The organism is Devosia sp. YR412 (genome assembly GCF_900110945.1).
Lineage (GTDB): Bacteria > Pseudomonadota > Alphaproteobacteria > Rhizobiales > Devosiaceae > Devosia.
Genome location: NZ_FOFL01000001.1, coordinates 1,147,336 through 1,172,928 on the forward strand (window position 1 = coordinate 1,147,336; position 25,593 = coordinate 1,172,928).

At 63.3% G+C, this 25,593-nt stretch carries 26 protein-coding genes; 11 read left to right on the forward strand and 15 right to left on the reverse strand.

The annotated features are described in order from the left end of the window. Window position 1 precedes the first annotated feature (1 nt). From BM045_RS05485 to BM045_RS05500, 4 genes are all read left to right on the forward strand, one after another. Window positions 2–367 carry a TIGR02301 family protein gene (locus tag BM045_RS05485; RefSeq protein WP_092180360.1) on the forward strand — a complete coding sequence of 122 codons (366 nt, stop codon included), beginning with the start codon at window positions 2–4 and terminating at the stop codon, window positions 365–367. A 102-nt stretch (window positions 368–469) separates the two neighbouring features. Next, the gene (locus BM045_RS05490; RefSeq protein ID WP_244522879.1) at window positions 470–748 is read left to right on the forward strand and encodes a hypothetical protein; all 279 of its coding nucleotides are present in this window, start codon (window positions 470–472) and stop codon (window positions 746–748) included. 126 nt (window positions 749–874) lie between these two features. Further along, a complete protein-coding gene (locus BM045_RS05495; RefSeq protein ID WP_092180362.1) occupies window positions 875–1,198 on the forward strand; it encodes an ArsR/SmtB family transcription factor in 324 nt (107 codons plus the stop codon). A gap of 40 nt (window positions 1,199–1,238) precedes the next feature. After that, complete coding sequence (locus tag BM045_RS05500) at window positions 1,239–1,640, forward strand: SRPBCC family protein (RefSeq protein WP_092180364.1); 402 nt, start codon at window positions 1,239–1,241, stop codon at window positions 1,638–1,640. A gap of 370 nt (window positions 1,641–2,010) precedes the next feature. Here BM045_RS05500 and BM045_RS05505 read toward each other — a convergent pair whose 3' ends face one another. Then, on the reverse strand, window positions 2,011–3,330 hold the full coding sequence (locus BM045_RS05505; protein ID WP_092180366.1) for a dihydroorotase: 1,320 nt from the start codon (window positions 3,328–3,330) through the stop codon (window positions 2,011–2,013). A 68-nt stretch (window positions 3,331–3,398) separates the two neighbouring features. On the opposite strand from BM045_RS05505, the gene BM045_RS05510 reads away from it, so the two are divergent. The 3 genes from BM045_RS05510 (at window position 3,399) to BM045_RS05520 (ending at window position 5,483) form a co-directional block, all read left to right on the forward strand. Beyond that, window positions 3,399–4,238, forward strand: coding sequence for a CAF17-like 4Fe-4S cluster assembly/insertion protein YgfZ (locus BM045_RS05510; protein ID WP_170848386.1), 840 nt, complete (start codon window positions 3,399–3,401; stop codon window positions 4,236–4,238). Between the two features lie 72 nt (window positions 4,239–4,310). Then, entirely contained in the window at window positions 4,311–4,913 is a 603-nt protein-coding gene (locus BM045_RS05515; RefSeq protein ID WP_092180370.1) for a YfbR-like 5'-deoxynucleotidase, read from the forward strand. Window positions 4,914–5,036: 123 nt separating this feature from the next. Continuing rightward, entirely contained in the window at window positions 5,037–5,483 is a 447-nt protein-coding gene (locus BM045_RS05520; protein WP_092180372.1) for a hypothetical protein, read from the forward strand. A 21-nt stretch (window positions 5,484–5,504) separates the two neighbouring features. On the opposite strand, the gene BM045_RS05525 is transcribed toward BM045_RS05520, so the two are convergent. From BM045_RS05525 to BM045_RS05535, 3 genes are all read right to left on the reverse strand, one after another. After that, on the reverse strand, window positions 5,505–6,542 hold the full coding sequence (locus BM045_RS05525; RefSeq protein ID WP_092180374.1) for a cell wall hydrolase: 1,038 nt from the start codon (window positions 6,540–6,542) through the stop codon (window positions 5,505–5,507). Window positions 6,543–6,720: 178 nt separating this feature from the next. Then, complete coding sequence (locus BM045_RS05530; protein WP_139198716.1) at window positions 6,721–7,278, reverse strand: hypothetical protein; 558 nt, start codon at window positions 7,276–7,278, stop codon at window positions 6,721–6,723. A 71-nt stretch (window positions 7,279–7,349) separates the two neighbouring features. Beyond that, window positions 7,350–9,632, reverse strand: a complete 2,283-nt coding sequence (locus BM045_RS05535; protein WP_170848387.1) for a putative PEP-binding protein — start codon at window positions 9,630–9,632, stop codon at window positions 7,350–7,352. 99 nt (window positions 9,633–9,731) lie between these two features. Between BM045_RS05535 and ispH the strand changes: the two genes are divergently transcribed. Together ispH and rnhA are read left to right on the forward strand one after the other, a co-directional pair. After that, complete coding sequence (gene ispH / locus BM045_RS05540; RefSeq protein ID WP_092180380.1) at window positions 9,732–10,703, forward strand: 4-hydroxy-3-methylbut-2-enyl diphosphate reductase; 972 nt, start codon at window positions 9,732–9,734, stop codon at window positions 10,701–10,703. Further along, on the forward strand, window positions 10,700–11,146 hold the full coding sequence (rnhA, locus tag BM045_RS05545; protein ID WP_092180382.1) for a ribonuclease HI: 447 nt from the start codon (window positions 10,700–10,702) through the stop codon (window positions 11,144–11,146). Before ispH ends, rnhA begins: the two co-directional genes overlap by 4 nt. Window positions 11,147–11,150: 4 nt before the next feature. Here the strand turns inward: rnhA and BM045_RS05550 are convergent, their stop codons facing one another. Continuing rightward, window positions 11,151–12,131, reverse strand: coding sequence for a DUF808 domain-containing protein (locus BM045_RS05550; protein ID WP_092180384.1), 981 nt, complete (start codon window positions 12,129–12,131; stop codon window positions 11,151–11,153). A 65-nt stretch (window positions 12,132–12,196) separates the two neighbouring features. Here BM045_RS05550 and BM045_RS05555 point away from each other — a divergent pair, with 65 nt between their 5' ends. Next, window positions 12,197–12,538: a hypothetical protein gene (locus BM045_RS05555; protein WP_092180386.1), complete on the forward strand. Its 342-nt coding sequence runs from the start codon at window positions 12,197–12,199 to the stop codon at window positions 12,536–12,538. Between the two features lie 3 nt (window positions 12,539–12,541). Here BM045_RS05555 and glyS read toward each other — a convergent pair whose 3' ends face one another. From glyS to BM045_RS05590, 7 genes are all read right to left on the reverse strand, one after another. Next, entirely contained in the window at window positions 12,542–14,566 is a 2,025-nt protein-coding gene (gene glyS / locus BM045_RS05560; protein WP_092180388.1) for a glycine--tRNA ligase subunit beta, read from the reverse strand. A 66-nt stretch (window positions 14,567–14,632) separates the two neighbouring features. Then, the gene (locus BM045_RS19060; protein WP_210184979.1) at window positions 14,633–16,540 is read right to left on the reverse strand and encodes a DUF2207 domain-containing protein; all 1,908 of its coding nucleotides are present in this window, start codon (window positions 16,538–16,540) and stop codon (window positions 14,633–14,635) included. A 14-nt stretch (window positions 16,541–16,554) separates the two neighbouring features. Next, window positions 16,555–17,115 carry a LemA family protein gene (locus BM045_RS05570; protein ID WP_092180391.1) on the reverse strand — a complete coding sequence of 187 codons (561 nt, stop codon included), beginning with the start codon at window positions 17,113–17,115 and terminating at the stop codon, window positions 16,555–16,557. Between the two features lie 69 nt (window positions 17,116–17,184). Continuing rightward, window positions 17,185–18,087, reverse strand: coding sequence for a glycine--tRNA ligase subunit alpha (locus tag BM045_RS05575; RefSeq protein WP_092180989.1), 903 nt, complete (start codon window positions 18,085–18,087; stop codon window positions 17,185–17,187). 74 nt (window positions 18,088–18,161) lie between these two features. After that, on the reverse strand, window positions 18,162–18,386 hold the full coding sequence (locus BM045_RS05580; RefSeq protein WP_092180393.1) for a hypothetical protein: 225 nt from the start codon (window positions 18,384–18,386) through the stop codon (window positions 18,162–18,164). Then, window positions 18,383–19,216, reverse strand: a complete 834-nt coding sequence (locus BM045_RS05585; RefSeq protein WP_092180395.1) for a S49 family peptidase — start codon at window positions 19,214–19,216, stop codon at window positions 18,383–18,385. Before BM045_RS05585 ends, BM045_RS05580 begins: the two co-directional genes overlap by 4 nt. Window positions 19,217–19,264: 48 nt before the next feature. Next, entirely contained in the window at window positions 19,265–20,104 is an 840-nt protein-coding gene (locus tag BM045_RS05590; RefSeq protein ID WP_139198717.1) for a tRNA1(Val) (adenine(37)-N6)-methyltransferase, read from the reverse strand. Between the two features lie 38 nt (window positions 20,105–20,142). On the opposite strand from BM045_RS05590, the gene BM045_RS05595 reads away from it, so the two are divergent. Next, a complete protein-coding gene (locus tag BM045_RS05595; protein ID WP_244522880.1) occupies window positions 20,143–21,156 on the forward strand; it encodes a polyprenyl synthetase family protein in 1,014 nt (337 codons plus the stop codon). Window positions 21,157–21,163: 7 nt separating this feature from the next. On the opposite strand, the gene BM045_RS05600 is transcribed toward BM045_RS05595, so the two are convergent. The 3 genes from BM045_RS05600 to BM045_RS05610 all read right to left on the reverse strand — a co-directional run bounded on the left by BM045_RS05600 (window position 21,164) and on the right by BM045_RS05610 (window position 25,540). After that, a complete protein-coding gene (locus BM045_RS05600) occupies window positions 21,164–22,039 on the reverse strand; it encodes a 4-(cytidine 5'-diphospho)-2-C-methyl-D-erythritol kinase (protein WP_092180399.1) in 876 nt (291 codons plus the stop codon). Between the two features lie 4 nt (window positions 22,040–22,043). Next, window positions 22,044–23,786: a tetratricopeptide repeat protein gene (locus tag BM045_RS05605; RefSeq protein WP_170848388.1), complete on the reverse strand. Its 1,743-nt coding sequence runs from the start codon at window positions 23,784–23,786 to the stop codon at window positions 22,044–22,046. Window positions 23,787–23,893: 107 nt separating this feature from the next. Further along, window positions 23,894–25,540 carry an electron transfer flavoprotein-ubiquinone oxidoreductase gene (locus BM045_RS05610; RefSeq protein WP_092180403.1) on the reverse strand — a complete coding sequence of 549 codons (1,647 nt, stop codon included), beginning with the start codon at window positions 25,538–25,540 and terminating at the stop codon, window positions 23,894–23,896. Window positions 25,541–25,593 lie beyond the last annotated feature (53 nt).

Here is a 25,593-nt window from a genome sequence, read left to right on the forward strand (position 1 = left end):
CATGCGCTTCCGCCTTTCCACCATCGCTCTGCTTCTGGCCCTCGGCACCGCGCCGGCCCTTGCCATCGACCCGCCCTATCAGCGGCAGATGGAGCGGCTGGCCGAGATCATGGGGAGCCTTTATTTCCTGCAGCCGCTGTGCGCCTCGGGTTCTGAAGACTGGCGCGCCCAGATGGCGGATCTCATCGCGTTGGACGAGCCCGACGAAGATCGCCGCCAGCGTCTCGCCGGCGCCTTCAACCAGGGCTATACCGCCTATTCGCGCTTTCATCACAGCTGCACGCCCGGGGCGCGCGAGGCTTTGACGCGGCTGCTGGTGGAGGCCGAGCGCAATGCGCGCGACATCCATACCCGCTTCGCCGAATAGGTTAACAGGCGTTAAAGCGCCCCACGCAGATGCGCATACCCCGTTAACCTTCGAGTTACTTCTCCCGCGCCTGCCGCATGTCCCCATGCTACGCCCAAACCCATGACAACGACCAAAACCATGTTCACGCCCGCCTCGGGCCATACTGTTTTTGACCGCGACCAGGGTGAGCGCCAGCTTGCGCTGGAATATCTGGCCGAGGCCTGGAACGTCGCCGAGGAAGATGGCGTGCAAAGCGCCGCGCTGGCCCATGCCTCGCTGTTTGCGGCGCTGGCCACCTTCGTCAAGATGCATGGCGACGAAGCCACCGCCGATCTCATGACCCTGCTGCCCGACCGCATTCGCTCCGGCGAATACAATCTCGAGCGCGTGCTGCAATAATCCCCGGCCTCCATCGGGTCCCCAAAGGGCAGCGGCTGCATCCGCTGCCCTTTTGCGTTTCCGGTCCGATTTGACAACCCATAGCCACCCAGCTATATAAAATCCATAGCCACCGAGGTATGGTTTATGTCAGCCGCGCCGGACGTCATCTTCAAGACTCTCGCCGACCCGACCCGGCGCGCCCTGTTCGAGCGCCTGTGCCGCGAGGGCGAAACCACCGTGGGCGCCCTCACCCAGGGCGCCGGCGTGTCCCAGCCCGTGGTCTCCAAACATCTCGGCGTGCTCAAGCTGGCTGGTCTCGTGCGCGACCGACACGAGGGCCGCAACACCCATTACAGCGCCCAGCTCGATGCCCTTGCGCCGCTGACCGATTGGACCCAGCAGATGACGGGGTTCTGGGAAAGCCGCATCGACCGGTTGGAAGACCTGCTCAAAAGGATGGACCAATGAGCGAACCCGATTTTCAACGCCTCCAGCAAGGACCAAAGCCATGACCGAAACCCGCTCCGTCATCGTCACCCGCGACATCGGCTATCCGCCCGAAAAGCTCTGGCGCGCGCTGACCCAGCCGCATCTGGTCGAGGAATGGATCGGCATGAAGAGCGACCTCAAGCCCGAAGTCGGCCACAGCTTCCGCTTTAGCGCCGATTGGGGCGGGGTGGATTGCGAAGTGGTGGAAGTCGAGCCCAACAAGGTACTGACCTACAAATGGGCCGCCTTCGGTCTCGAAAGCCTGGTCACCTGGACCCTGACGCCCACCAGCACCGGCACCCATCTGCGCATGGAACAGTCCGGCTTCCGCCCCGATCAGGAACAGGCATATCAGGGCGCTGGCGCCTCGTGGCCACAGTATATCACGGCGCTGGAGGGGGTGCTCGGCAGGCTGGATTGAGGCGTCGGTCGAGGTCCAGTCAGCCAGCCGGATTGAGCGTGGGGGAAGAGTACCAGTCGGCATGATGCCTCCCCAATCTCGGTGTCACCCTGGCCTTGAGCCGGGGCCCATCCTGAGATTTTGCCTCACGCCGCCAGATCGAACCACCTTGCGGCCGTGGCGCGATCTCGAGATGGATCCCGGCTCAAGGCCGGGATGACACCGTGGGTGGGAAGAGTACCCCGACCTAGCCTCCTCCTGATAGGGGGAGGAATCGGCCCGGTGTATTGGGCACAATGGCGCGCTTCAAACTCGATCTGTTCCTCCCCCTATCAGGGGGAGGCTAGGTGGGGGTATCCAAAAGAAGACTCTTCGCGCAGCGCCGCGTCCCCTACAGCGCCTCCAAAAACCGCATCGGCTGGCCAATAGATGGCGTCACCAATTCCCCCTGCCACATCACCGTCTTACCGCGCACCACGGTCCCCACCGGCCAGCCCATCACAGTCACCCCGTCGTACGGCGTCCAACCCGCCCGCGACTTGATCCAGTCATTGCTGATCGTCTCGCGGCGCTTCAGATCCACCACGGTGAAATCGGCATCATAGCCCACCGCAATCCGGCCCTTGTTGGCAATGCCGAACAGCCTGTTCGGCCCCGCACTGGTCATGTCGACAAACCGCTGCAGGCTCAGCTTTCCATTATTCACATGGTCCAACATGGTCGGCACCAGCGTCTGCACACCGGTCATGCCCGAATGGCTTTCGGGATAAGGATGGTCCTTCTCCGCCCGCGTATGCGGCGCATGGTCCGAGCCCAGGATATCGGCCACGCCATTCTCCACGCCCTTCCAGATGCCTGCGCGATGGTCCTTGTCGCGCACCGGCGGGTTCATCTGGGCATAGGTGCCGAGCTTGGTGTAGGCCGTCTCGTCCAGCGTCAGGTGATGCGGCGTGACCTCAACCGAAGCCACGTCCTTGTGGTCGGCCAGGTAGACGATCTCTTCCTTGGTCGAAATATGCAGCACATGGATGCGCTTGCCGGTCTTGCGGGCGATATTGACCAGCCGCGTCGTGCAGCTCATCGCCACTTCCGGCGAGCGCCACACCGGGTGGCTGCTGGGATCACCCGGCACGCGCAGGTGCTTGCGCTCTTCCAGCATATATTCGTCTTCCGAGTGGAAGGCGGCGCGGCGCGAAATGGCGCGCAAAATGGCTTCGACACCGGCATCGTCCTGCACCAGCAGTGAGCCGGTGGACGAGCCCATGAACACTTTCACGCCGGCACAGCCCGGCAGCTTTTCCAGCATGGCCAGTTCGCCTACATTTTCATGCGTGCCGCCGATATAGAAGGCGAAGTCGCAATGCATGCGGTTGGTGCCCGCCGCGATCTTGGCCTCGAAGGTTTCGCGCGTGGTGGTCAGCGGATTGGTATTGGGCATTTCGAACACGCCTGTCACGCCGCCCATCACCGCGCCGAGCGAGCCGGTTTCGAGGTCTTCCTTATGCGTCAGACCCGGCTCGCGGAAATGCACCTGGGTGTCGATGACGCCGGGCAGGATATGCAGGCCCTTGCAGTCTACCACTTCACCCGCATTGCTGCCCACATCGCCCAGTGCGACCACCCGGCCATTGCGCACCGCAATATCGGCCAGCGCCTCGCCATCCTGGTTCACCACGGTGGCGTTCTTGAAAATGGTGTCGTACTGCGCCATGTCTTGGGTCCTGCCTGCCAATGCCTTGGGCCGGTTTAGCGGACCCCTTGTCCGGGAAGCAAGAGACCATGACCATCCATCTGCGCGCCGACCGTGCCGTGTTCCGCTTTTCCGGCGTTGATGCGCATAAACTGCTCAATGACGTGGTGACGGGCGAAATCCCCGCGACCGGTATGGGTGAAGGCGAGGTTGCCGCTGCCTGGGCGCTGCTGTCGCCCCAGGGCAAGATCCTGGCCGAAGGGCTGGCCGGCCATGCGCAGGACGGCCTCTACCTCGACGTGCACCAGTCGGTGGCCGATGATTTCCTCAAACGCATGAAGATGTATCGGCTGCGCTCGCAGGTGGTGATCGATGACCTGCGCGAGACCCATCGCGTCGGTTTTGCCCAGGATGAAGAGCCAGATGGCATCCGCTTCTCCGATCGCATGGGCCCGATCGACATGGGCTGGCAGACCATCGCGCCGGTCGAGGCCACCAGTGCTTGGGTGCAGAATGACGACTTCTATCAGGCCGAGCGCATTGATGCGGGTATCGCCCACCAAGGCAATGACTTCCCCGCCAATGACACTTTCGCCCATGATATCGGCTTCGACATCATTGACGGCATCGACTTTGCCAAGGGCTGCTATGTCGGTCAGGAGGTTGTGTCCCGCATGAAGCACCGCGGCACCGCCCGCCGCCGCCCGGTGCTAGTCTTCGGCGTGGACGCACCTGCCGGTTCGTCCGTCGTCGCCGGCGGGCGCGATGCCGGCACAATCGGTCAGGTCCTCGATGGCAGGGCCGTCGCTATCCTTCGCCTCGACCGCATCACCGACCCCTCCGCCGTCACCGTGGATGGCAAGCCGGTCCGCGTCGCCCTGCCCGTCTGGGCCACTTACCAATTCGGCGAGACCACGCCCGAAGACTAGCGCGCTGCCTGTCGAATCGAGCCGCGATTGGTTACGCTCGATGCTAACAGTCTGTTAGCATTTGGGGACATTATGGCACGCGCAAGTGCACGCGCCTGGCAACGCATGTTGTCGGGGCGCCGGCTCGATATTCTCGATCCTTCGCCGATGGATGTCGAACTCTCAGACATCGCCCATGGCCTCGCCCGCGTCGCCCGCTGGAACGGCCAAACCGCTGGCGACTATCCGTTTTCTGTCGCCCAGCATTCGGTGCTGGTGCTCGAATTGTTCCGCGCTCACAATCCCGACTGCGACCCCGTCTCGCAGGCCCAGGCCCTTTTGCATGACGCGCCCGAATATGTCATGGGCGACATCATTTCCCCTTTCAAGGCAGCCATGGGGGGAAACTACAAGGACGTCGAAAATCGTTTGCTGTCAGCGATTTTCCTGCGCTTCTCCCTCCCCGCCACCATGTCCTCGGCCCTGACCAAACTGGTCAAGAAAGCCGACCGCGAGTCGGCCTATTTCGAGGCCGTGCACCTCGCCGGCTTCGAGGATAGCGAAGCCCGCAAATTCTTCGGCGAACCCAGCCTGCCGGCCTTTGACGTCGATGCCTTCGACCGGCTGATCCGCCCCTGGCCGACGCGCGAAGCGCATGACCGCTTCGTCGCGGCTTTCGAGGAAATTACACTTTGACGACAGTCACTTGGCCTGTGGAGATTAACCCTAGCCAAAGTTGAACTTTGCGTCCCTCGCGCGATCATGGTTATTAATCCGTTAATAGGATTGCACCAGTCGCTTCATTTTGGGACGCATGCCATGAACCTGCCGGATCGCCATCTACTCATGGGAATGGCGCTGGGCGCCGCCTGCGCCACGGCACTGGCCGCCATTGGACCGGGCATGGTTGTGGAAGCCTTTGGCGACGAGACGCCCACCGGCATTGATGCCTCCAAGCTCGTGCGCTACGAGAACAAATTCTATGAGGTCTCACACGACGATAGCATCTCGACCGACCCGATCTTGACCACGCGGGTCAAGAAGGTCGAAGCCGGCCGGGTAAGCTATGTCACCATCACCAATACGGCCAGCGGCACCTATTCCAGCGACGCGCTGTTTTCCAACCACGTGCAGTATCCCGGCGTCGACGTCACCGGCATCTATCCGCAGCCGGCCAACGAGTTTTCCTACTGGAGCCACGGCCACTGGACCACGGTGATCACCCGCAGCGCCAATTCCTTCATCATGCGCTCCTGGCGGAACTGATCCGTCAGCTCAGGCTGACGGCTAGCCGAAGAGCCAGCCGCGCTTGAATTTGTAGAAGACATGCAGGCCGATCTGCGTGACCTTGGTCATGCGGGGGGCCCAGGCGGGGCTGACATAGGTGGCGTGATAATGCGTCGCATCAGCCACTTCGGTCAGGTAGAGCTCGCCGGCAGTGAAGCGCTGGGCGATGTCCTGGGCCTGCGCCCATGACTTGCTGTCATTGATGACTTCGGGAATGCCGTCGCAGGCAAACGAGAACTGGCAGGAGTTGCGCCGGCTCTGGTTCTGGAACACCACGCCGCAGATCGTATCGGGATAGCGGTGATCCTTGACGCGGTTGAGCACGACCTGCGCCACGGCGACCTGGCCACGATAGCTTTCGCCGCGCGCCTCGAAATACACCGCCGTCGCCAGGCACCAGAGTTCTTTCTCATTGGCTGCCACCGGCACACCGGAGGAAAAAGCCCCGGTTACCGGGGCAGTTTCACGGGCATAGGCAAGCTGTTGGGACGCCATGGCGGGGAGCGGCGTAGCAACGCTCGGTGCGATGCCGGCAATGGCCTCCAGCGCCGCAGCCGTCGACGGATCAAGCGACGCGACCGACATGCGGGGCCCAATTTCGACATCGCCGCTGGCCGGCAGCTCGACGGCCGCATAGAGCGATTGGCCCAAAGCGATGGCATCCGCATTGCGCAGCGAGGCAATGCGCGTGCGGGTTTCTTCGAAGCTCTGCGTGAAGGACGCCAGATCGACAGCCGGCCGCACACGATCGGTCTTTTCGGCCCGATTGGGGCCGGTAAAGCTGGCGCTATCGAACAGATGATCGACCGAGCCGGTAATCACCGGATCAACGCCGTAATAGGAGAGGCTTGCCGTCACCAGATCGACGTCGGCCGGCAGCGTGTCAGCCAGATCGCCGGTCGGCCCGAAGGCGCCATTGGTCAAGGCGGCATAGCTGAGAGAACAGAAAATCCCGACGACCAGTAACCTGGTGAAGGGATGACGGCGAACCGCTCTGGCGGGGCGCGAAAGCGCCACCGGCCGGTGGGATGAAGCCATAAACGCTACTCAACACTACGCAACACAACAACTGATCGGCGAAAGTGACGCTAAAATGCCGACAATCATCATGATGTCTGATTAGGGTTAGCAGCCGGTAAACAGGCTTTGAGGCGCAGCAATGGGTTAACCATGGCAGGCCTTTGGCAGAACTATGAATGACGCAAATGTGTGGGCTTTAACCGCCGCAGGCCGCGCGCACTGGCGCCACTTGCGCCGCGAAATCGCTCAGCTGATAGCGCACCGAAAAGGTCCGCGCGCTGGCCGGCGTGACCCGCACGGTGAGGTTATTGGCACCCTCGAGGCTTTGCAGAAACGCCAGCGAATCCCGCGTATTATCGAGCAGCACGGCCGTGTTGCTGGCATCGACCGGCAGGGTCCGGCTGCTGCGGGCGCCGAGGTCGAGCTGCCAGGTAATCCCGGCATCGCGACCCAGGGCAGAGATGGTATTGCCGGCAAAGCCAAAAGCCACGCTCAGCACATTGGCCTCGCAGGCCACGGTGATCGTCGCCGGAGCGCGGCCATTTGGACGGGCGGGAATAAGCTGTTCGGACTCGATCACAACCTGGGCATTGCCCGCTGGTGCGGCGGCTCCGACAAAAGCGTCATCAAAACAGGCCAGCCGTTCGGCGTCACCGGAGATAGCGGTGCATTGCGCCCCCGCTTGCTGGGCCATGACGGCAGGTGTCGATAGGGCGAAAATCGGCAGCAGCGCCAGAACCGGCAAAAATCTCACCTCGGTCTTGTCCTTCCCTCGCCGGCAATGCGCCGGCCGTCCCCTTCATATAGGGATCGTGTCGCCGCTATTTAAGCAGAAGCCTGCGCCAGCGTCAGCCGGGCAACCGGCACACGATAGGGTGAGCAGGAGACATAGTCGACGCCCAGCCCGGCGAAGAACTTCAGCGATGCCGGATCGCCGGCATGTTCGCCGCAAATGCCGATCTTGAGCTTGGGATTGGCAGCCCTGCCGCGCTGGATGGCAATCTGGATCATCTCGCCAACGCCCTTTTCGTCGATGGTGACAAAGGGGTCGCGCTCATAGACGCCCTTGCGCTGATAGGTGGCAAGGAAGGTCGGCGCATCGTCGCGCGAAATGCCGAAGGTGGTCTGCGTCAGGTCATTGGTGCCGAAGGAGAAGAAGTCGACCATATGCGCAATGTCGCCGGCCCTTAGACACGCGCGCGGCAGTTCGATCATGGTGCCGAAGGAGAACTTTACCCGGTCGCCGCGCAACAAGCCGGAATTATTGGCAATGGCATGCACCCGCTCGCGCACCCAGGCAACTTCGCTGGCCGTCGACACGAAGGGCACCATGACCTCCACCACGACCGGCTCGTTCTGCGTCTCGCTGGCCGCGCGCACGCCGGCCATCACGGCCTGCATCTGCATCTGCAGCATTTCGGGATTGGTGATGGCCAGCCGCACGCCACGATGGCCCAGCATCGGGTTGACCTCGGCAATGCGCTCCAGATGCTGCCGCAGCGCGCGAACGGCCAGCCCCAGCGAGGCCGCTGTTTCCTCGATTTCCTCGTCGCTGCGCGGCAGAAACTCGTGCAAGGGCGGATCGAATAGCCGCACCGTCACCGGCAGGCCCTGCATGGTGGAAAACAGCGCCGAATAGTCCCCAGTCTGGAAATCCACCAGCCCATTGATGGCCCGGCTGCGGTCTTCCTCGTCCTCGGAAAGGATTACGCGACGCAACGCCACCATGCGCTCAGGCGAAAAGAACATGTGCTCGCTCCGGGCAAGGCCAATGCCTTCGGCGCCAAAGCTCAGCGCCGTGCGGGCCGATTCGACGGTTTCCACATTGGTGCGCACGGCAATGGTCCGGCTGGCGTCGGACCAGCCGAGCAGCTTGCCGATGGCGCCGCCGATATGCGGCTGGGCCAGCGGCAGCGTGCCAGCATAGACCGAGCCGTCGCTGCCATCGATGGTCAGCCGGTCGCCGGGACGGAATTCGCGGTCGCCGATGCGGCAGACCATTTCATTGGTATCGACCGACAGCGTCCGCACCCCGGCTACGCAGGGCTTGCCGGTAATACGGGCGATCACCCCGGCATGGCTCGACATGCCGCCGCGTGCCGTCAGGATGCCGGTCGCCGCCTTCATACCCTCAATATCGGCGGGGCCGGTCTCGTTGACCACGAGGATGCAATGCTTGCCGCGCGCTCGCAGCCGCGCTGCATCGTCGGGATTGAAAACGATCATGCCGCTGGCCGCGCCGGGCGATACGCCCAGGCCCACGGCTACCGGCTGGGCGCCCTCGGTGGATTTGAGCCGCGGATGCAGCAATTGCGCCATGCGGTTGGGGTCGACGCGGGTCACCGCATTATGGGCCGACCAGACCTTGCGATTGACCCGATCCACCGCCGCTTCCAGATCGGCCGCCGCCGAAACCTGCGATGGCCGCGCCGACAGGAACACCACCTGCCCGCGCTTGATCGCCACCGTCACGCACATATGTCGGCCCGACTTGGCATCGACCAAAGCCACCAACGCATCGACCGATTCCGGCAGGTGCGGCAGCATGGAGCCATCCACCGGCGCCGGACCCAGCACGCCGGTCGTGGCATTGCGGGTGAGGAATTGTTCCACCTCGCCATCGGCCACGGCCTGCACCAAGACGATCTGCTTGCCGCGATCCTCGTCGGGTCGCGCGGTCCAGCCCTGGCCAAAGCCATAGCTCTCGAAGGCATTCTTGATCGCCCGGGCCAGCGGCCGCGTCGGATCGACCGAATCCTCGGGACTGGTCGGCGCCGCGATGCCCAGCTTGGCGGGGGCCAATCCCGCATTATGCGTCGCCGCCGAGGTGCGGACCACCAGCACTGGCGGCTTGCCTTCCTTGTCGACCAGCTTGAACAGGCAGGCGATCCAATGGGTGCGCAGCCGCACATCCTTGTGAGCGCGTTCGGCCTGCAAAGCCTCCCAGGCAGCGCGGGTCAGGGCAATGGTCGGGACCGTCGGAAAACCGGCTTCGCCCACGCGGAAAATCCAGCGCGCCTTGCCGCTCAGCAGCTTGAGCTGGCTGGCAGACAGGTTCGCCTTCCCCATGGCCGGGGCAATCGCGAACATTTCCTGCGCCAAACTCACGGCTAAGTCCTTACATTCTTTGAGAGTGCATAATGCCTGTGCACCCATGCGACCGCAACAAGACTTGACTTGAGCGACGCTCGAAAGCATCTCACTGTTATGGAAAAGCGGCCACAACTAGACATTCTGCTCTGCGCCCCACGCGGTTTTTGCGCCGGCGTCGATCGCGCCATCCAGATCGTCGAGCTTGCGCTCGAAAAATATGGCGCGCCGGTCTATGTGCGCCACGCCATCGTGCACAACAAATATGTGGTTGATGGCTTGCGCGACAAGGGCGCGATCTTTGTCGAAGAGCTGAGCGAAATCCCCGATACCGGCGCTCCCGTCGTCTTCTCGGCGCATGGCGTGCCCAAGTCGGTGCCGGCCGATGCCAAGAGCCGCAACATGTTCTTCCTCGACGCCACCTGCCCGCTCGTCAGCAAGGTGCATGTCGAGGCGCAGCGCCACCATGCCGAAGGCCACGAAATTGTTCTCATTGGCCACAAGGGCCATCCCGAAGTGGTCGGCACCATGGGCCAGCTGCCGCCCGGCTCGATTTCGCTGATCGAGACCGTGGCCGATGCCATGGTGTTCGAGCCGAAAGATCCCAACACACTGGCCTTCGTCACCCAGACCACCCTCTCGGTCGATGACACCCGCGAAATCGTCGCGGCGCTCAAGTCCCGATTCCCGGCGATCAACGGGCCGCACAAGGAAGATATCTGCTACGCCACCACCAATCGGCAGGAGGCCATCAAGGCCGTGGCGCCGGAAGTGGATGCGATGATCGTCGTCGGTTCCCCCAATTCCTCCAATTCGCTGCGTCTGGTGGAAGTGGCCGAACGCTCGGGCTGCAAGGTCTCCATGCTGGTCGACCGCGCCTCGGAAATCGACTGGTCGCGCCTTGAAGGCATCAAGTCGCTCGGCGTTTCGGCCGGTGCCTCGGCGCCAGAAAAGCTGGTCGATGAAGTGATCGAAGCCTTTGCCCAGCGCTATGACATCAAGGTCGAAGCGCGCGTCACCGCCAAGGAAAATATCGCCTTCAACATCCCGCGCGAGCTGCGCACCATCGAAGCGGCTGTGGCGCGTTGACCGACATCGTCACGATCCACACCGACGGCGCCTGCTCGGGCAATCCGGGCCCCGGCGGCTGGGGCGCCATTCTCGAGTTCGGCGGCCACGTCAAGGAACTCAAGGGCGGCGAAGCCTTGACCACCAATAACAAGATGGAGCTCACAGCCGCCATCGAGGCGCTCAACGCCCTCAAGCGCCCCTGCACCGTGGAACTGCATACCGACAGCCAATATGTCAAAAACGGCGTGCAGAGCTGGATGCATGGCTGGAAGCGCAATGGCTGGAAGACCGCCGACAAGAAGCCGGTGAAGAATCTCGAACTCTGGCAAGCGCTGGACGAAGCCCAGAAGCGCCACACTATCGAGTGGAAATGGGTCAAGGGCCACGCCGGCCACGAGCTGAACGAACGCGCCGATCAGCTCGCCAACGAAGGCATGGCGCCGTTCAAGGGCAAGAAGTAGGCGGCTAGGCCCGCTTCGGCAGCAGGCCCTTGATCGCTTTCCACGCCGGCGCAATCACATAGCCCGCTACCGGGATCATCACCGCGCCGATGGCGATGCCAAAGCCGAAATCCACCACAGCCGTTGCAAACCACCCAGCCACCCCGGCAATCGCCGGCACCAGATGCTCGGCCCAATGGGCCGCCGCCTCGACAATGTGCTCGGGGCCGGCAAAGCCGAACTCATATAGCCCATGCACGATGATGCTGCCGCCGACCCAGGTCATGGCGGCCGTGCCGATGACGCTGAGCGCCTGCATGAAGACCGGCATGAAACTCACCACGCCGCGCCCGAAGGCCCTGCCGGCGCCGGTGCGGCCGTTGCGGGCCATGAACAGGCCGAAGTCGTCGCCTTTGACGATTAGCGCCACGGCGCCATAGACGGCCACGGTAATGCCGACGCCGGCAATCGCCAGGATCACCGCGCGGGTCCAGAAATTCTCGACATCGATGGCGGCCAGGATGATCGTCATGATCTCGGCCGAGAGGATGAAATCGGTCTTGATGGCACCCGCCACCTGGCGGTCTTCCATGCTCTGCGGCTCGATCGCTGTCGGCTCGAGGCTCGCCTCATGCGCCTCGGCATCATGTGGGCGCAGCGCGTGGAAGATCTTCTCGGCGCCCTCGTAGCAGAGATAGGCGCCGCCCAGCATCAGCAGCGGCGTGATGAGCCAAGAGGCGAAGAGGCTCAGCAGCAGCGCCGCCGGTAGCAGGAACAGCAGCTTGTTCTTGATCGAGCCCCAGGCGATCTTGCCGACGATGGGCAATTCGCGGTCGGCGGTAAAGCCGGTGACATAGTTTGGCGTCACTGCCGCATCGTCGATCACCGCACCGGCGGCCTTGACGCCCGCCTTGGCCGCCTGCCCCGCCACGTCGTCCAGCGAGGCCGCAGCGACCTTGACCAGCCCGGCGACATCGTCGAGCAGCGCCAACAAACCAACACTCATCGAAAATTCCTTCAGTAGCGCCAGTTTGAATTGGCTAAAGCCGCGGCCTGGCGCATCATCTGGTGATGATCCGCCCAATTGCAATCACCATCACCGCCCTGGCGCTCACAACAGCGCCGGCTTTCGCACAGTTCCCGCCGCCCGGCGTCTATCAATGCGTCGACATGAGCGGCAACGCCTTCGGCGTCCTCAACCTCATGGTCGCCGGCGACTATGAATTCGCGGCAGCCGACGGCATTGGCGGCACCGGACAGGTCGCTTCGTCCGGCGACAGCGTCACCGCCGTCAGCGGCCCGCTGGCCGATATCAGGCTCAGCGGCAGCTTCACCACCGATGCCGCGGGCAAGACGTCCTTCATGTTCACGACAAGCCTGGGCAGCGTGCTCTGCGCGCTGCCCCAGCGCTGATCGTCAGCCGGCCACTTTGCCGAAATCGGCCACCAAATGCATGGTGTCGCGCAGGCGGGCGAGCAGGTTGAGGCGATTGGCGCGCACCGCCGGGTCGGCATCATTGACCAGCACGGCTGTAAAGAAGGCATCCACCGGCGCGCGCAGCGTCGCCAGCTCGCCCATGGCGCCCTTGTAGTCGTCCTTGGCCACATGGTTGGACACGGCGGCATGCACGGCATCCACGGCAAAGGCCAGCGCCGTCTCTTCCGACAGCTTCAACGCATCCTGTTCGACGGCGCCAGCATAAGCCTTGCCGTCTTTTTTCTCCTCGGCCGCAAGAATATTGGCAGCACGCTTGTAGCCGGCGAGCAGGTTCTGCCCGTCAGCCGAAGACAGCAGCGCCGAGAGCGCCTCGGCGCGCTGGGTCACCTGCAGGATGTCATTGCTGTCGGCGGAAATCACCGCATCGAGCAGGTCATGCCGGGCACCGGCATCGCGCAGCGAAACCTTCAGGCGATCATGGAAAAAGGCCAGGAGGTCAGCATCGACCTTGAGCGGGAAGCGCAGGTTGTTTTCCGAGATGATCCGGATCACGCCCAGCGCCGCGCGGCGCAGGGCAAAGGGATCGCGCGAGCCCGTAGGCTTTTCGTCGATGGCCCAGAAGCCGGTCAGCAGGTCGAGCTTGTCAGCCAGCGCAACAGCGATCGATACCGGTTCGGTGGGCACCTTGTCGGTCGGGCCGAGCGGCTTGTAATGCATTTCCACCGCCGTCGCGATATCGGCCGGCTCGCCCTGCGCCAAAGCATAATAGCGGCCCATCAGGCCCTGCAGCTCGGGGAATTCGCCAACCATCTGGGTGGTCAGGTCGGCCTTGGCCAGCATGGCAGCGCGCTTGGCGCGTTCGGGATCGGCACCAACCTGCGGCGCAATCTCGCCGGCCAGCTTCACCAGCCGCTCGATCCGGGCAAACTGGGTGCCCAGCTTGGCGTGGAACACGGTTTCTTCCAGCTTGGGCAGGCCATGTTCGAGCGGCAGCGACAAGTCGCCATTGTAGAAGAACATCGCATCGCTCAGCCGCGCGCGGATGACGCGCTCATTGCCGGCGATGATTGTCGCGCCGCCATCGCTGGCCACGGTATTGGAGGTGATGATGAAATTGGGCGCCAGCTTGCCCGACGCATCGCGCAGGCAGAAGCATTTCTGGTTGGCGCGGATGGTGGCGATAATGGCTTCTTCGGGGACTTCCAGAAAGGCCGGGTCGAACGACCCCATCATCACCACCGGCCATTCGACGAGACCGGCGACCTCTTCGAGCAGGCCTTCGTCGGCGATGACGGTCAGCCCCTGCGCAAAGGCCAGCTGTTCGGCATCGGTGCGGATGATGTCCTTGCGGCGGTCGATATCGAGCACCACCTTGGCGCGCTCCAGCGCTTCGACATAGTCATCGAAGCGGCGCACCTTGATGGCGGCGGGGGCGAGGAAGCGATGGCCGAAGGTGGTCTGGCCGGATTCCACCACGCCCGAAGCAAACGGGATCACCACCGGGTCTTCGTTTTCCGAACCGAAGGTCGCGGTAATGGCACGCAGCGGCCGCACCCAGCTAAAGCTCCCCGAGCCCCAGCGCATCGACTTGGCCCAGGGGAAATCGGTCAGGATTTTTGGCAGGATGGCCGAGAGCAGCGTCACCGCTTCGGCACCCGGCTTGTTGATATGGGCAACATAGAAGTCGCCCTTCTTCGGATCGCTTTCGACCTTGGCCTCGTCGAGCGAGCTCAGCCCGGCGGAGCGCAGGAAGCCGTCAATGGCGGGCTGCGGTGCGCCGACCTTGGGGCCCTTTTTTTCTTCGCGCGTATCGGGCGAGCGGGCCGGCAGGCCCGTGACGGTCAGCGCCAGGCGGCGCGGCGTCACGAAGGCCTTGGCGCCCTCATAGACCAGACCTGCATCGACCAGCGCATTGGTCACGGCCTTTTTCAGGTCATCGGCGGCGCGACGCTGGAAGCGGGCCGGGATTTCCTCGGAAAAGAGTTCGAGCAGCAGTTCGGGCATAGCGGTACCAAGGGTTAGAAAGCGCGGTTTTGCTTAGCTTGGGCAGGGCTGGATGTCTATTGGCGATTACCAGCCGCCACCGCCGCCGCCGCCGCCACCGCCGCCCGAAAATCCACCGCCGCCGCCCCCGCCGCCGCTGGAGCCGAAGCCCGACGAGCTGGCCTGCACGGGCTGTGCCGCCACCATGGCCGCGGTCATGCCGCTCGACGCTGCACTGATCGCATTGGACAGGCCGCCGCGCTCGAAGCTCGACGCGCCGGTGTACCAATAGGGACTATAGGCCGTGCCCGGCGCCATGCCTTCGATGGCATTGCGCGACAGCTCGCCCTCGAAATGCTCCGACCATGGCTTTTCGACGCCCAGCGCGATGGCATAGGGCAGGATGCGCTCGAAGCGATCCACCGTCATCGGCGGCTCATTGATGATGTTGAGCCGGTTCTTCTCGGCCGTATCGAGATACATCTTGAAGCCGTCGATCTGGTCCATGACCTTGCGGCCCTGGATGGTCGGCGCCCGCATCAGCACGGCAAAGATCACGGTGATCAACACGATCGAACCAGCCGCGACGGCAGCGGTGTTGATCGACAGATGCGTGAAGGCTTCCAGCCCGCCGCCGAGCAGGTTGAAGCCGACGATGCCAACCCAGAGGATGACGAAGAACCGCCGGAAGCCGCCGCCCTGCCACAGCTTGTTGCCCAGCATGCCGACCAACCCGAGCACAAGGCCGACAACCACGGCTGCGGCCAACCACTCCGGCTCCAGCGCCTCGAACCAGACCAGGGCAATGAGCACGCCAATCGCCAGGACAAAGCTCAGCGCGGCATAGCCGAAATTGTGGTTGAACCAGACCGCACGGTTTTCATTGCTGATCGCCGCATGCAGCGCGCTGCGCTGCGCGGCAATCTCGGGACCGTTGCTGGTGTTGATCGTAATGCGGCCCTTGGATTTGAAATAGTCGAACAGCTTCCGTTCGCCGGCCGGCAGCTTTTCGTCCGGCGCCTTGCCGGTCACTTCCACGGTCAGCGCATCCTTGGGATTTTCAATCCGCACCAGACCCTTGACCCCAAGGTCGAAGACCGTGGCTGTAAAGGCCGTCCAGTTCTGGAAGCCCCAGTGATGCACGAAATGCGTCAGGGCCGGCGAGAAATCCTTGGGCGGATGGAACAGCGGGATGATGGTGCCCTTTTCCGGGTCGCGCCCGACCCGGCTCCAGGCCAGCACATTGTAGCCCAGCACCAAGATGACGCCGAGGATCGGCAGGAAGATTTCCCGGGTGTCGGACAGCCACTGGAAAAAGCCGTCGGCGCCGCTGGGCGGCACCAGCACGCCCTTCTGGAATTTCACCGCAAAGCTCATGCCCTCGCCAGCGCCGAGCTGGCGCTCGGTGCGGAACACGGCCGTATTATCGCCGGTGCGGGTGATGATCACCGCCTGCTCGGTCGAACCGACCGGGCCGGTATAGCCCACCATGTCGGAAATCACCGCGCCATCCGGCAGGGTCACCCGCGCCGAGGATTTGACGATCGGGAAAATCCAGTAATTGCCGGTGGCGTTCCAATAGAGCTCGTCATGGTCCTCAAAGCTGCGAGCCATGCGGTCCATGGTGTAGGTGATCTGGTAGCGATGCCGGCCGCGCGAAATGAACTGCTCGCTGTCACCGATCCAGATGCGGACGAAATTGCCCATCCGCTCGGTGCGGAAGGGCTCGTCTTGGCCATCGCGCGTCACGCTCTCCACGTCGAGACTGGAGCGGATCTTCTGCCCCGAGATCGACAGCTGCACCGTCGGGATATCGCGATAGATGCCGCGCCGGATCTCCACGCCCTCGGCATTGACCTCGATCATTTCCACCACGCGTACCGATCCATCGGTGCGGAGCGTCACGTCCGAGGTAAGGCCAGCAATCTCCTCGCGCGCCAGGGCGGGCACAACGAGCAGCAGCCCCAGCAGGAGGGCAGCAAGGGAACGGAGCATGGCGCGCATGGCGTCTAGTTGAACTTGACGGTCGGCACGGCGCGGTCGGCTTCGTTCTCCAGCTCGAAATACTGCGCTTTCTGGAAGCCGAAAGGGCCGGCGATGAAGTTGGAGGGCACGGATTCGACCATGGTGTTCATATTGCGCACCGAGCCATTGTAATAGCGGCGGGCCATCTGGATTTCGTCTTCCACGGTCTGCAGCGCCGCCTGGAATTCGAGGAAGGTCGTATTGGCCTTGAGGTCGGGATAGGCCTCGGCCGTGGCGATCAGCCGGCCCAGGGCGCCCGAGAGTTGGCCTTCGGCCGCGGCGCGCTGTTCGGGCGTGCCATTGGCGGCGCTTGTCGCCGCCGCGCGGGCATTGGTCACCGCTTCGAGCGTCTCGCGCTCGTGACCCATATAGCCCTTCACGGTTTCCATCAGGTTGGGGATCAGGTCGGTGCGGCGCTTGAGCTGCACGTCGATGCCCGACCAGCCCTCTTCCACCAACTGCCGGTTCTTGACCAGGCCGTTATAGAGCATCACGGCATAGGCTGCCGCCAGGACGACGAGGCCAAGGATAATCCAACCGAACATTGTGCTTTCTCCCGCAAATGCTGCGGACATTGGCACTGCGCCGTCAGGCACGCAATGGTATTGCGGAGCTTATTCCGCCCCGCCACCAGCGGTTTGCAGCCAGGCTTCGCCGCAGCTCTTGGCGAGGTCGCGGATGCGCAGGATATAGCTCTGGCGCTCAGTCACCGAGATGACGCCGCGGGCGTCGAGCATGTTGAAGTTATGCGAGGCCTTGACCACCTGCTCATAGGCCGGAATGGCCATGGTCTGGCGATTGCCTTCGGCGCCCTTGGCGAGAATGGCCCGGCATTCCTGTTCGGCATCGGCAAAGTGGCGGAACAGGATTTCGGTGTCGGCGGCTTCGAAATTGTACTTCGAGCTTTCCTGCTCGTTCTGCAGGAAGACGTCGCCATAGGTGACCTTGTCGTCGCCGGTGCCGCCGTTGAAATTGAGGTCGTAGACGTTTTCAACGCCCTGCACATACATGGCGAGGCGTTCTAGCCCATAGGTAATCTCGCCCGGCACAGGCGAGCATTCAAAGCCGGCGACCTGCTGGAAGTAAGTGAACTGGCTGACTTCCATGCCGTCGCACCAGCATTCCCAGCCGAGCCCCCAGGCGCCCAGCGTCGGGCTTTCCCAGTCGTCTTCCACAAAGCGCACGTCATGCAGGCTCGCATCGAGCCCGATGGCGGCCAGCGACTTAAGATAGAGCTCCTGGATGTCAGGAGGCGATGGCTTGAGGATCACCTGGAACTGGTAATAGTGCTGCAGACGATTGGGGTTTTCGCCATAGCGGCCGTCCTTGGGCCGGCGGCTGGGCTGCACATAGGCGGCCTTCCACGGCTTGGGGCCCAGCGCACGCAAGGTCGTCGCGGTGTGGAAGGTGCCGGCGCCCATCTGCATGTCATAGGGCTGCAGGATGACGCAGCCCTGCTCCGCCCAGAACTGCTGCAGCGTGAGGATCAGACCCTGGAAGGAGTTTTTCGGGTCCATATGCGACGGGCGATTGGTCATCTGGCAGTCCTGCGAAAAGGCGGCTCAACCTCTAGTTTGAGCGGTCTTCATGGTCAACGGCGTTTGTCGTCATCGCCGGGGCGATAGGTGCCGTCTTCGTCGCGCTTGAGGTCGATGACGCCGGGCTGGTCCCGTTCGCGCAGGTCGCGTTCGCGGCGCAGGCGCCTGGCTTCCTGTTCCTCGGCATTGAACTGGCCGGTCCAGTCGCGCCAGATCTTGCGCACGCCGAGAAAAATGACCACGCCTATGACGGCAAAGATGACGACGCGCCAGATCACAGGCCGAACCTCCCCCAGGCCGCGCGATCCTCGATCGTCGCGGCAATCTCGCCGGTCGAAAACCCAAGGCGCGGCAGGCCGAAGAACGGCCGCTTGGGCTCGATCAGCTTGAGGGCGATATCCTGGCCATAGCGGATGGTCAGCGTCTCATGCAGATCGCCGATGGCATCGACCAGCCCCAGTTCCACGCCACGCAAGCCGGTCCACCATTGCCCGGTGAACAGCACCTCGTCGGCTGCCTTGAGCTTACCGACGCGATGGGCCTTCACGAAATCGATGAACACCTGATGGATATCGAGCTCGAACTGCTTGATGCGCTCCACGTCATCCTGCTTTTCCGGCAGGAAGGGATCGAGCGTTGATTTGTTATTGCCGGCCGTATGCACGCGCCGCTCGACGCCCAGCTTTTCCAGCGCGCCGACAAAGCCGAAGCCGGCCATAATGACGCCGATGGAACCGACGATGGACGAGGGATCGACGATGATTTCGTCGCCGGCCACGGCAATGAAATAGCCGCCCGACGCCGCCGCATCTTCCACGAAGACCAGCACGCGCTTGTCGTGCTGGCTGGCGAGATCGCGAATGCGCTTGGCGATCAGTCTGCTTTGCACTGGAGAACCACCGGGAGAATTAATCACAATCGCCACCACCGGCGCCGATTTGATGGCAAAGGCCCGTTTCAGCAGCGGCGCGACGGTCGCGATATTGAGCCGTCCCTGGCGCTGATCGGCGGCGATGACGCCATGGAGGCGGACGACGGGAATGACGGTCTTGCCGCGGCCAGTCAGGCGCTGCAGCCAGTTCCGCTTCGGCGTGGTCGGTTCGGCCATGCTCGATCCTTCTTGCTTTGCGCCAGATTTAGGATGGCGCGACCGCGATTACCAGACGAGCCGCGCCTCGCCACGAAAGATTGCTTCGAACTCGGGGGCAAAACTCCGGCCCTCGCCATGCAGCACCCGGCTCGACAGCAGCGTCATCGGTGCTCGCGAGCCCTTGATGCCGCGTATCAGCACCCGGCTCACCGGCGCCTCGGCCCGCGGCGCCAGAGGCAGCACGGTCACCGCCCCGAAGCGCTGCTCGAACCCGGCCAGCAGAGGCGACAGACTTGTCGAGGGATAGACGAAAATGATCTCACCTCCCGCCGCCGCCGCACTGGCCGCCGTTTTGATCCACAGGTCAAGCATGGCCGCATCCATATGCCGCGCGTCGGCCCGTCCGCGATCCACCGCCAGCGTCCCCGCCCCATCGGCAAAAAAGGGTGGATTGGCGATGACGACGTCATAGCCATTCTCCACAAGTCCCGCTGCCTGACGCTCGGCGCCACGCGCCGTAATATCGGCAACCAAAACCGTCGCCCGCTCGGCGAAGCCATTGTCCGTCGCATTGGTTCTGGCCAGATCCACAATCTCGGCATTTTGATCCACCAGAGTGGCGTTCAGAATCCGTCCATAATGCATGGCCACGAAGCCCGCCGTGCCGACGCCACAGCCCAGATCGAGCAGGTTTTTGCGCCCCTGCCCCACCGCCGCACCCAGCAGCACGCTGTCCAAACCGGCCCGGAAACCGTGGCTTGGCTGCGACAGAGTGAGCCGCCCACCCAAAAAGGCGTCGCGCGTGATGGATTGGTGTTTTACAAAGCTTTGAGGCTGGTCTAGGGACATCGCACCCTTAAAGGCCGGTTTGGTGCGACCATACATGCGCCGGCGTGGCAGGCTCAACCAGATTTGCCACTGAGGCAAATGAGGACGGAACAAGAGTGTCAGTTCTGACGCAGATCAAAGAGGCTCCGGCCGCCAACCCGATCGAGCGCCTGCTCCTCGCCACCGAGGCCGATATGGCCAAGGTCAATGCGCTGATCCTGAGCCGCGCCGATTCCCATGTCGAAATGGTGCCCGAGCTCGCCCGCTACCTCATCGAGAGCGGTGGCAAGCGCCTGCGCCCGATGCTGACCGTGGCGGCCGCACAGCTTTTTGCCAAGGGCACCGGCACGGCGATCAATTTCGCTGCCGCCGTGGAATTCATGCACAATGCCACGCTGCTCCACGACGATGTCGTCGATGAGAGCGACATGCGCCGCGGCAAGCCGGCCGCCCGCATGGTCTGGGGCAACAAGGCTTCCATTCTTGTCGGCGATTTCCTGCTCGGCCAGGCTTTCATGATGATGGTGGAAACCGGCGATATCGGCGCGCTCGGCGTGCTGTCGGCGGCTTCCGCAGTAATGGCCGAAGGCGAAGTGTTCCAGCTTGCCAAGACCGGCGACCTGACCACAACGCCGCAGGACTATGCCGAAGTGATCCGTGCCAAGACCGCCGTGTTGTTCCAGGCTGCCTGCGAAGTTGGCGCCATGTCGGGCGGTGCCGATGACGCCGGCCGCAAAGCACTGGCGGAATATGGCCTCGAACTGGGCAATGCCTTCCAGCTGGTCGATGACGTGCTCGACTATGGCGGGCAGTCCGGCACTTTGGGCAAGAATGTCGGCGACGACCTGCGCGAAGGCAAGATGACCCTGCCGGTGATTCTGGCCCTGGCCGAAGGCAGCGCCGACGAGCGCGAAACGATCACTGCAGCCCTCGGCGATGCCGAAGCGACGGCCGAACAGGTCGCCGCCGTGGTTGCCGTGATGGAAAAGCACAACACCCTGACCCGCACCATGGACCAGGCCCACGCCCACGCGCGCTCGGCCCAGGCGGCGCTGGACCTCCTGCCGGAATCTCCGATGCGCGCATTGCTTAGCGATGTCGTCGAATTCAGCGTGATCCGGGCTTACTAGGCCCTACTCAAGGCACCAGAAGCGGTGCTGCCGCAACCCAATGGTCCGGATGGCTGGCCCGCATCACCTGCGCTGCCTGATGCGCCTGCCCGCTTGAGCCGAACAGGCCGAACACGGTCGCGCCCGACCCCGACATGCGCGCCAAAATGCAACCTTGAGTCTGGGCCAGTTCATCAACGATCGCGCCGATCACCGGCACCAGTTTGACCGCGGGTGGTTCAAGGTCGTTGCGCGTCTCCGCCAGCCAGATGCCCAGCTGTGCCGGTCGCGTCAGCGGGTTGGGCAGTTCCGGCAGGGGATAGTTGTCATGTGCCCGCAAGCGGCGGAACACGTCGGCCGTGGCCAGCGGGATCATCGGATTGACCAGCACGATATGGCAAGCCGGAAATTCCGGCAAAGGCGCCAGCACTTCGCCCACGCCCCGCGCCACCAATGGTGCCGAAACGAGGCAGGCCGGCACGTCAGCACCCAGCCGCGCTGCAAGGTCGGTCAGTTCAGACACAGCAATCGGCTTGTTGGACAATCCCGCCATCATTCGCAGCGCTGCTGCCGCATCGGCCGAACCACCGCCAATGCCAGCCGCAACCGGCAGGTTTTTGGTGAGATGCATGGCAAGGCCCGTCTCGACCGCATCCGGCCAACGCGCCCGGAACCCCGCCACAGCCCGCGATACCAGATTGCTTTCGCCGGTGCCCAGCCCCTTGCCGAAAGGTCCACCAATGGTCAGCGAATCCGCTGCCGCCGGCCGCGCTTCCAGCTCGTCGGCCAAGTCGGCAAACACCACCAGGCTTTCGAGGTCGTGATAGCCGTCCTCGCGACGACGGGTGACATGCAGCGCAAGGTTGACCTTGGCCGGCGCCAGCTGGACGAAAGGTTCGACCATCGGGCTATTTGGTCTGGTTGGCTTCGGTCAACCCGTCGGCCAGCTTGGGCACCACGCGCTTTTTCACATTGCCTTCCTGATCGACCGACGAGGCGACGTTCCACTGGAAGCGCGCTTCCAGCTTGCGGCCAGCCTTCCAATAGGCATCGCCCAGGTGGTCATTGATTTCGGCATCATTGGGACGCAGCAGCACCGCCTGCTCGAGTGTCGTGACGGCTTCATCGATCCGGCCGAGCTTGTAGAAAGCCCAGCCCAGCGAATCGACGATATAGCCATCCTGCGGCTGGGCTTCGACGGCCTTTTCGATCATTTCGAGAGCCGGCTCGAGGTTCATGTCCTGGTCGATCCAGCTATAGCCGAGATAGTTCAAAACGGCCGGCTGGTCGGGGTTGAGATCCAGTGCCTTGAGGAAGTCGGCTTCGGCCTTGGGCCACTCCTTGGCCCGCTCATAGGCAATGCCGCGGACATAGTAGAAGCGCCAGTCGGAGAGGTTTTCGCCGCCAGTCAGCGCCAGCGCCTTGGTATAGGCCTCGGCCGACTGCGTGTATTGCTCGTCATAGCGCAGCAGGTCGCCATAGACGGAAATGGCATCGAGGTCTTCCGGCCGGCTGGTGACGATATTGTTGAGCCGCCGCAAAGCCTCCGGCCGATCGCCCTTGGCGTCGAGATTGGTGGCAACACGCACCACTGCCGTCGGCTTCATCGGCGAGGTGGCCGGGACGGCCTCATAGATCAGGTTGGCAGCATCATGCTGGTTGGCGGTATCTAGCAATTGCCCCAGCGCCAGCGACACCACATCGGCCGATGGATCGAGATAGAGCCCGAGGCGCAGGAAGACTAGCGACAGGTCAAGGCTGCCATCGCGCGACAGGGCGACGCCGATGCCATGGAACATTTCGGCGGCGCCGACCTGCACATTGGTGGCGAAAATCCCCGGACGCTGGCCCGCATCGATCTGCGCCTTGACGAGGCTGACGATCGGATGCGTCAGGCCCTGGTCTTCGAACTGGGCGATGACTTCCTTGGCTTCGTCAAACTGTCCGGCATTGGCGAGGCTGCGGGCATAGACTTCGACGATGCGCGCTACATAGGGTTCGGTATCAAAGGCGCGGCCGGAGAGCTCGATGGCCTCGGCATTGTCGCCCGAGGCTTCCGCCATCAGGGCGCGGTGAAACACCAGGAAATCCTCGAGACCCGCGGCAGCCAGCTTTTCCATCACCGCGTCGGCATCCGCCTTGCGATTGTCGCCCACCAGCGCCCAAGCCTGCAGGATACTGGCAGTGATGCCGGTAAAACTGTCCTGGCCGATGGAGCCGAGCAGCTTTTCAGCCGCGCCATAGCGGCGCTCCTTGAGGGCTTCGGTAGCGACGACCAGTTCGGCCAGCTCATTGTTCGGATCGAGTTCGAGCAGGTGTTTGGCTGTCGACGCAGCCTGGCCGATCTGGCCATCGGCCGCCAGGGCTATAAAGGCGCGCTCGACGATGATCGGATTACCCCAATCGGCCAGCGCCGCCTGGTTGAAATAGCGGGCGGCTTCTTCGCTACGCAGATCCTGCAGCGCCTGCTGGCCGGCCATGTAGGAGCCGGTGACGCTGGGGCGGAACAGCGGCAGCAGGTCGAAAGAGGTCAGCGGATTAGATTGGGCCGTCTGCACCGACTCCACGGCATTGGCGGGCTGGAGTGCCGTCGCCGAGAGCAGGACGGCCACAAGCGCCGGGCGGGCGAAACGATGCAGAAGCGATATCACGAGGCTTGAAACTCCCTTGGGCGCTGGGGCCCGTTCTGGCGGCGAAGATTGTCCGTTTTGGGACTGCTCCGCAAGGGCGCGCCACATAGCGTGATGCAGCCCCATCATTACATTGCGCTGTAATTCGGGCCGCTCCCCCCTTCTGGAGGTACCCAGGTGATATTTTGCGCCGGATCCTTGATGTCGCAGGTCTTGCAATGCACGCAATTGGCGGCGTGGATGCGGAACACCGGGGTGGCGTTTTCTTCCGCCACTTCATAGACCCCGGCCGGACAATAGAGCGGCGCCGGCTCGCCATATTTCGGGAGGTTATCGCGGATCGGCACGGCCGGATCGGCGAGTCGCAGATGCACCGGCTGGTCCTCGTCATGCGCCAGATTGGCCAGATAGACCGAGGACGCGCGATCAAAGGTCAGCTTGCCATCCGGCTTGGCGTATTCTCGCGCGGGCAAAACGCCCTTGGGCTTGAGGCCCTGAAAATCCGGCTTCTGGTGATGCAGCGTGCCGAGCAGCGAGTGACCAAGAATGGCCGAGCTCCATAGCTCCACGCCCCCTGCCAGCGCGCCGACGAAGGTGCCGAACCGGGTCCACAACGGCTTGACGTTGCGCACGCCCTTGAGCTCGGTGGCAATGCCGGTCGACATCACGTGGCGACCAAAATCCTTGATCAGGTCGTGCTGGCGGCCCTTGCCGATGGCAGCGGTCACGGCATCACCCGCGCCAATGCCCGAGAGGATCGCATTGTGGATCGCCTTGAGCCGCGGTGCATTCATGAAACCAGCGGCACAGCCAATCAGCCCACCGCCCGGAAAGGCCAGCGTGGGAACCGACTGCCAGCCACCCGCCGTGACCGCCCGCGCGCCATAGCTGATCCGCGTCGCGCCTTCGAGCAAAGGCGCCACCGACTTATGCGTCTTGAAGCGCTGGAATTCGTCGAAGGGCGAAAGCGTCGGGTCCCGGTAGTCGAGATAGGTCACCAGCCCGACATAGAGCTTGCGGTCCTCGGCATGATAGACGAAGCCGCCGCCGGCCGTGCCATTGTCGAGCGGGAAGCCGAGATAGTGATCCACCCGGCCAGGCTGGTGGCGATCGGCCGGAACCTCCCAGACTTCCTTGATGCCCAGGCCGTATTTCTGCGGCTCGCGCTCCAGCTCATGCGCCAGCACCAATTGCTTGGCCAGCGACCCGCGCGCGCCTTCGGCGATCAGCGTGTACTTGGCCTCGAGCGCAATGCCCTCGGCAAAGCCCGGCTTGGGATTGCCGTCATGATCCCGGCCAAGATCGCCCGTGATGATGCCGCGCACCGGACCACCCTCAGAACTCAGCACATCGACGGCCGCCGTCATCGGGAAGATATCGACGCCCAGCTCGGCCGCCTGCTCGCCCAGCCATTGCACCAGCTGGCCCAGGCTGACGATGACACCATTGGGAGTCTTGAGTTGCGGCGGCATCAGTGCATGCGGCAGCGCAAAATCATGTTTGGCAGTGAGGTAATGATAGGTATCGCTGGTAACATCCGGCCCCACTGGCGCACCCTTGAGGCGCCAATCCGGGATCAGCGCATCGAGGCCCACCGGGTCCATCACTGCGCCGGAGAGGATGTGCCCGCCGATTTCGGCAGATTTTTCCACCACGGTCACGGCGATTTCTGGATGGCGCTGCTTGATGCGAATCGCCGCGGCAAGGCCCGACGGACCCGCGCCGACGATCAAGACGTCGGTCGAAAGGGTTTCGCGCGCGCCGGCCTCTGCCATATAGGAATGCCTCAACCTTCTGGGTGCGCGGCTGGCCGCGCCAAACGGGCTGT

What these genes read in the sequence shown, in the direction of transcription:
- BM045_RS05485 (WP_092180360.1), top strand. Translation starts at nt 2, where the DNA reads ATGCGCTTCCGCCTTTCCACCATCGCTCTGCTTCTGGCCCTCGGCACC.
- BM045_RS05490 (WP_244522879.1), top strand. Translation starts at nt 470, where the DNA reads ATGACAACGACCAAAACCATGTTCACGCCCGCCTCGGGCCATACTGTT.
- BM045_RS05495 (WP_092180362.1), top strand. Translation starts at nt 875, where the DNA reads ATGTCAGCCGCGCCGGACGTCATCTTCAAGACTCTCGCCGACCCGACC.
- BM045_RS05500 (WP_092180364.1), top strand. Translation starts at nt 1,239, where the DNA reads ATGACCGAAACCCGCTCCGTCATCGTCACCCGCGACATCGGCTATCCG.
- BM045_RS05505 (WP_092180366.1), bottom strand. Translation starts at nt 3,330, where the DNA reads ATGGCGCAGTACGACACCATTTTCAAGAACGCCACCGTGGTGAACCAG.
- BM045_RS05510 (WP_170848386.1), top strand. Translation starts at nt 3,399, where the DNA reads ATGACCATCCATCTGCGCGCCGACCGTGCCGTGTTCCGCTTTTCCGGC.
- BM045_RS05515 (WP_092180370.1), top strand. Translation starts at nt 4,311, where the DNA reads ATGGCACGCGCAAGTGCACGCGCCTGGCAACGCATGTTGTCGGGGCGC.
- BM045_RS05520 (WP_092180372.1), top strand. Translation starts at nt 5,037, where the DNA reads ATGAACCTGCCGGATCGCCATCTACTCATGGGAATGGCGCTGGGCGCC.
- BM045_RS05525 (WP_092180374.1), bottom strand. Translation starts at nt 6,542, where the DNA reads ATGGCTTCATCCCACCGGCCGGTGGCGCTTTCGCGCCCCGCCAGAGCG.
- ispH (WP_092180380.1), top strand. Translation starts at nt 9,732, where the DNA reads ATGGAAAAGCGGCCACAACTAGACATTCTGCTCTGCGCCCCACGCGGT.
- BM045_RS05550 (WP_092180384.1), bottom strand. Translation starts at nt 12,131, where the DNA reads ATGAGTGTTGGTTTGTTGGCGCTGCTCGACGATGTCGCCGGGCTGGTC.
- BM045_RS05555 (WP_092180386.1), top strand. Translation starts at nt 12,197, where the DNA reads ATGATCCGCCCAATTGCAATCACCATCACCGCCCTGGCGCTCACAACA.
- glyS (WP_092180388.1), bottom strand. Translation starts at nt 14,566, where the DNA reads ATGCCCGAACTGCTGCTCGAACTCTTTTCCGAGGAAATCCCGGCCCGC.
- BM045_RS19060 (WP_210184979.1), bottom strand. Translation starts at nt 16,540, where the DNA reads ATGCTCCGTTCCCTTGCTGCCCTCCTGCTGGGGCTGCTGCTCGTTGTG.
- BM045_RS05570 (WP_092180391.1), bottom strand. Translation starts at nt 17,115, where the DNA reads ATGTTCGGTTGGATTATCCTTGGCCTCGTCGTCCTGGCGGCAGCCTAT.
- BM045_RS05575 (WP_092180989.1), bottom strand. Translation starts at nt 18,087, where the DNA reads ATGGACCCGAAAAACTCCTTCCAGGGTCTGATCCTCACGCTGCAGCAG.
- BM045_RS05585 (WP_092180395.1), bottom strand. Translation starts at nt 19,216, where the DNA reads ATGGCCGAACCGACCACGCCGAAGCGGAACTGGCTGCAGCGCCTGACT.
- BM045_RS05600 (WP_092180399.1), bottom strand. Translation starts at nt 22,039, where the DNA reads ATGGTCGAACCTTTCGTCCAGCTGGCGCCGGCCAAGGTCAACCTTGCG.
- BM045_RS05610 (WP_092180403.1), bottom strand. Translation starts at nt 25,540, where the DNA reads ATGGCAGAGGCCGGCGCGCGCGAAACCCTTTCGACCGACGTCTTGATC.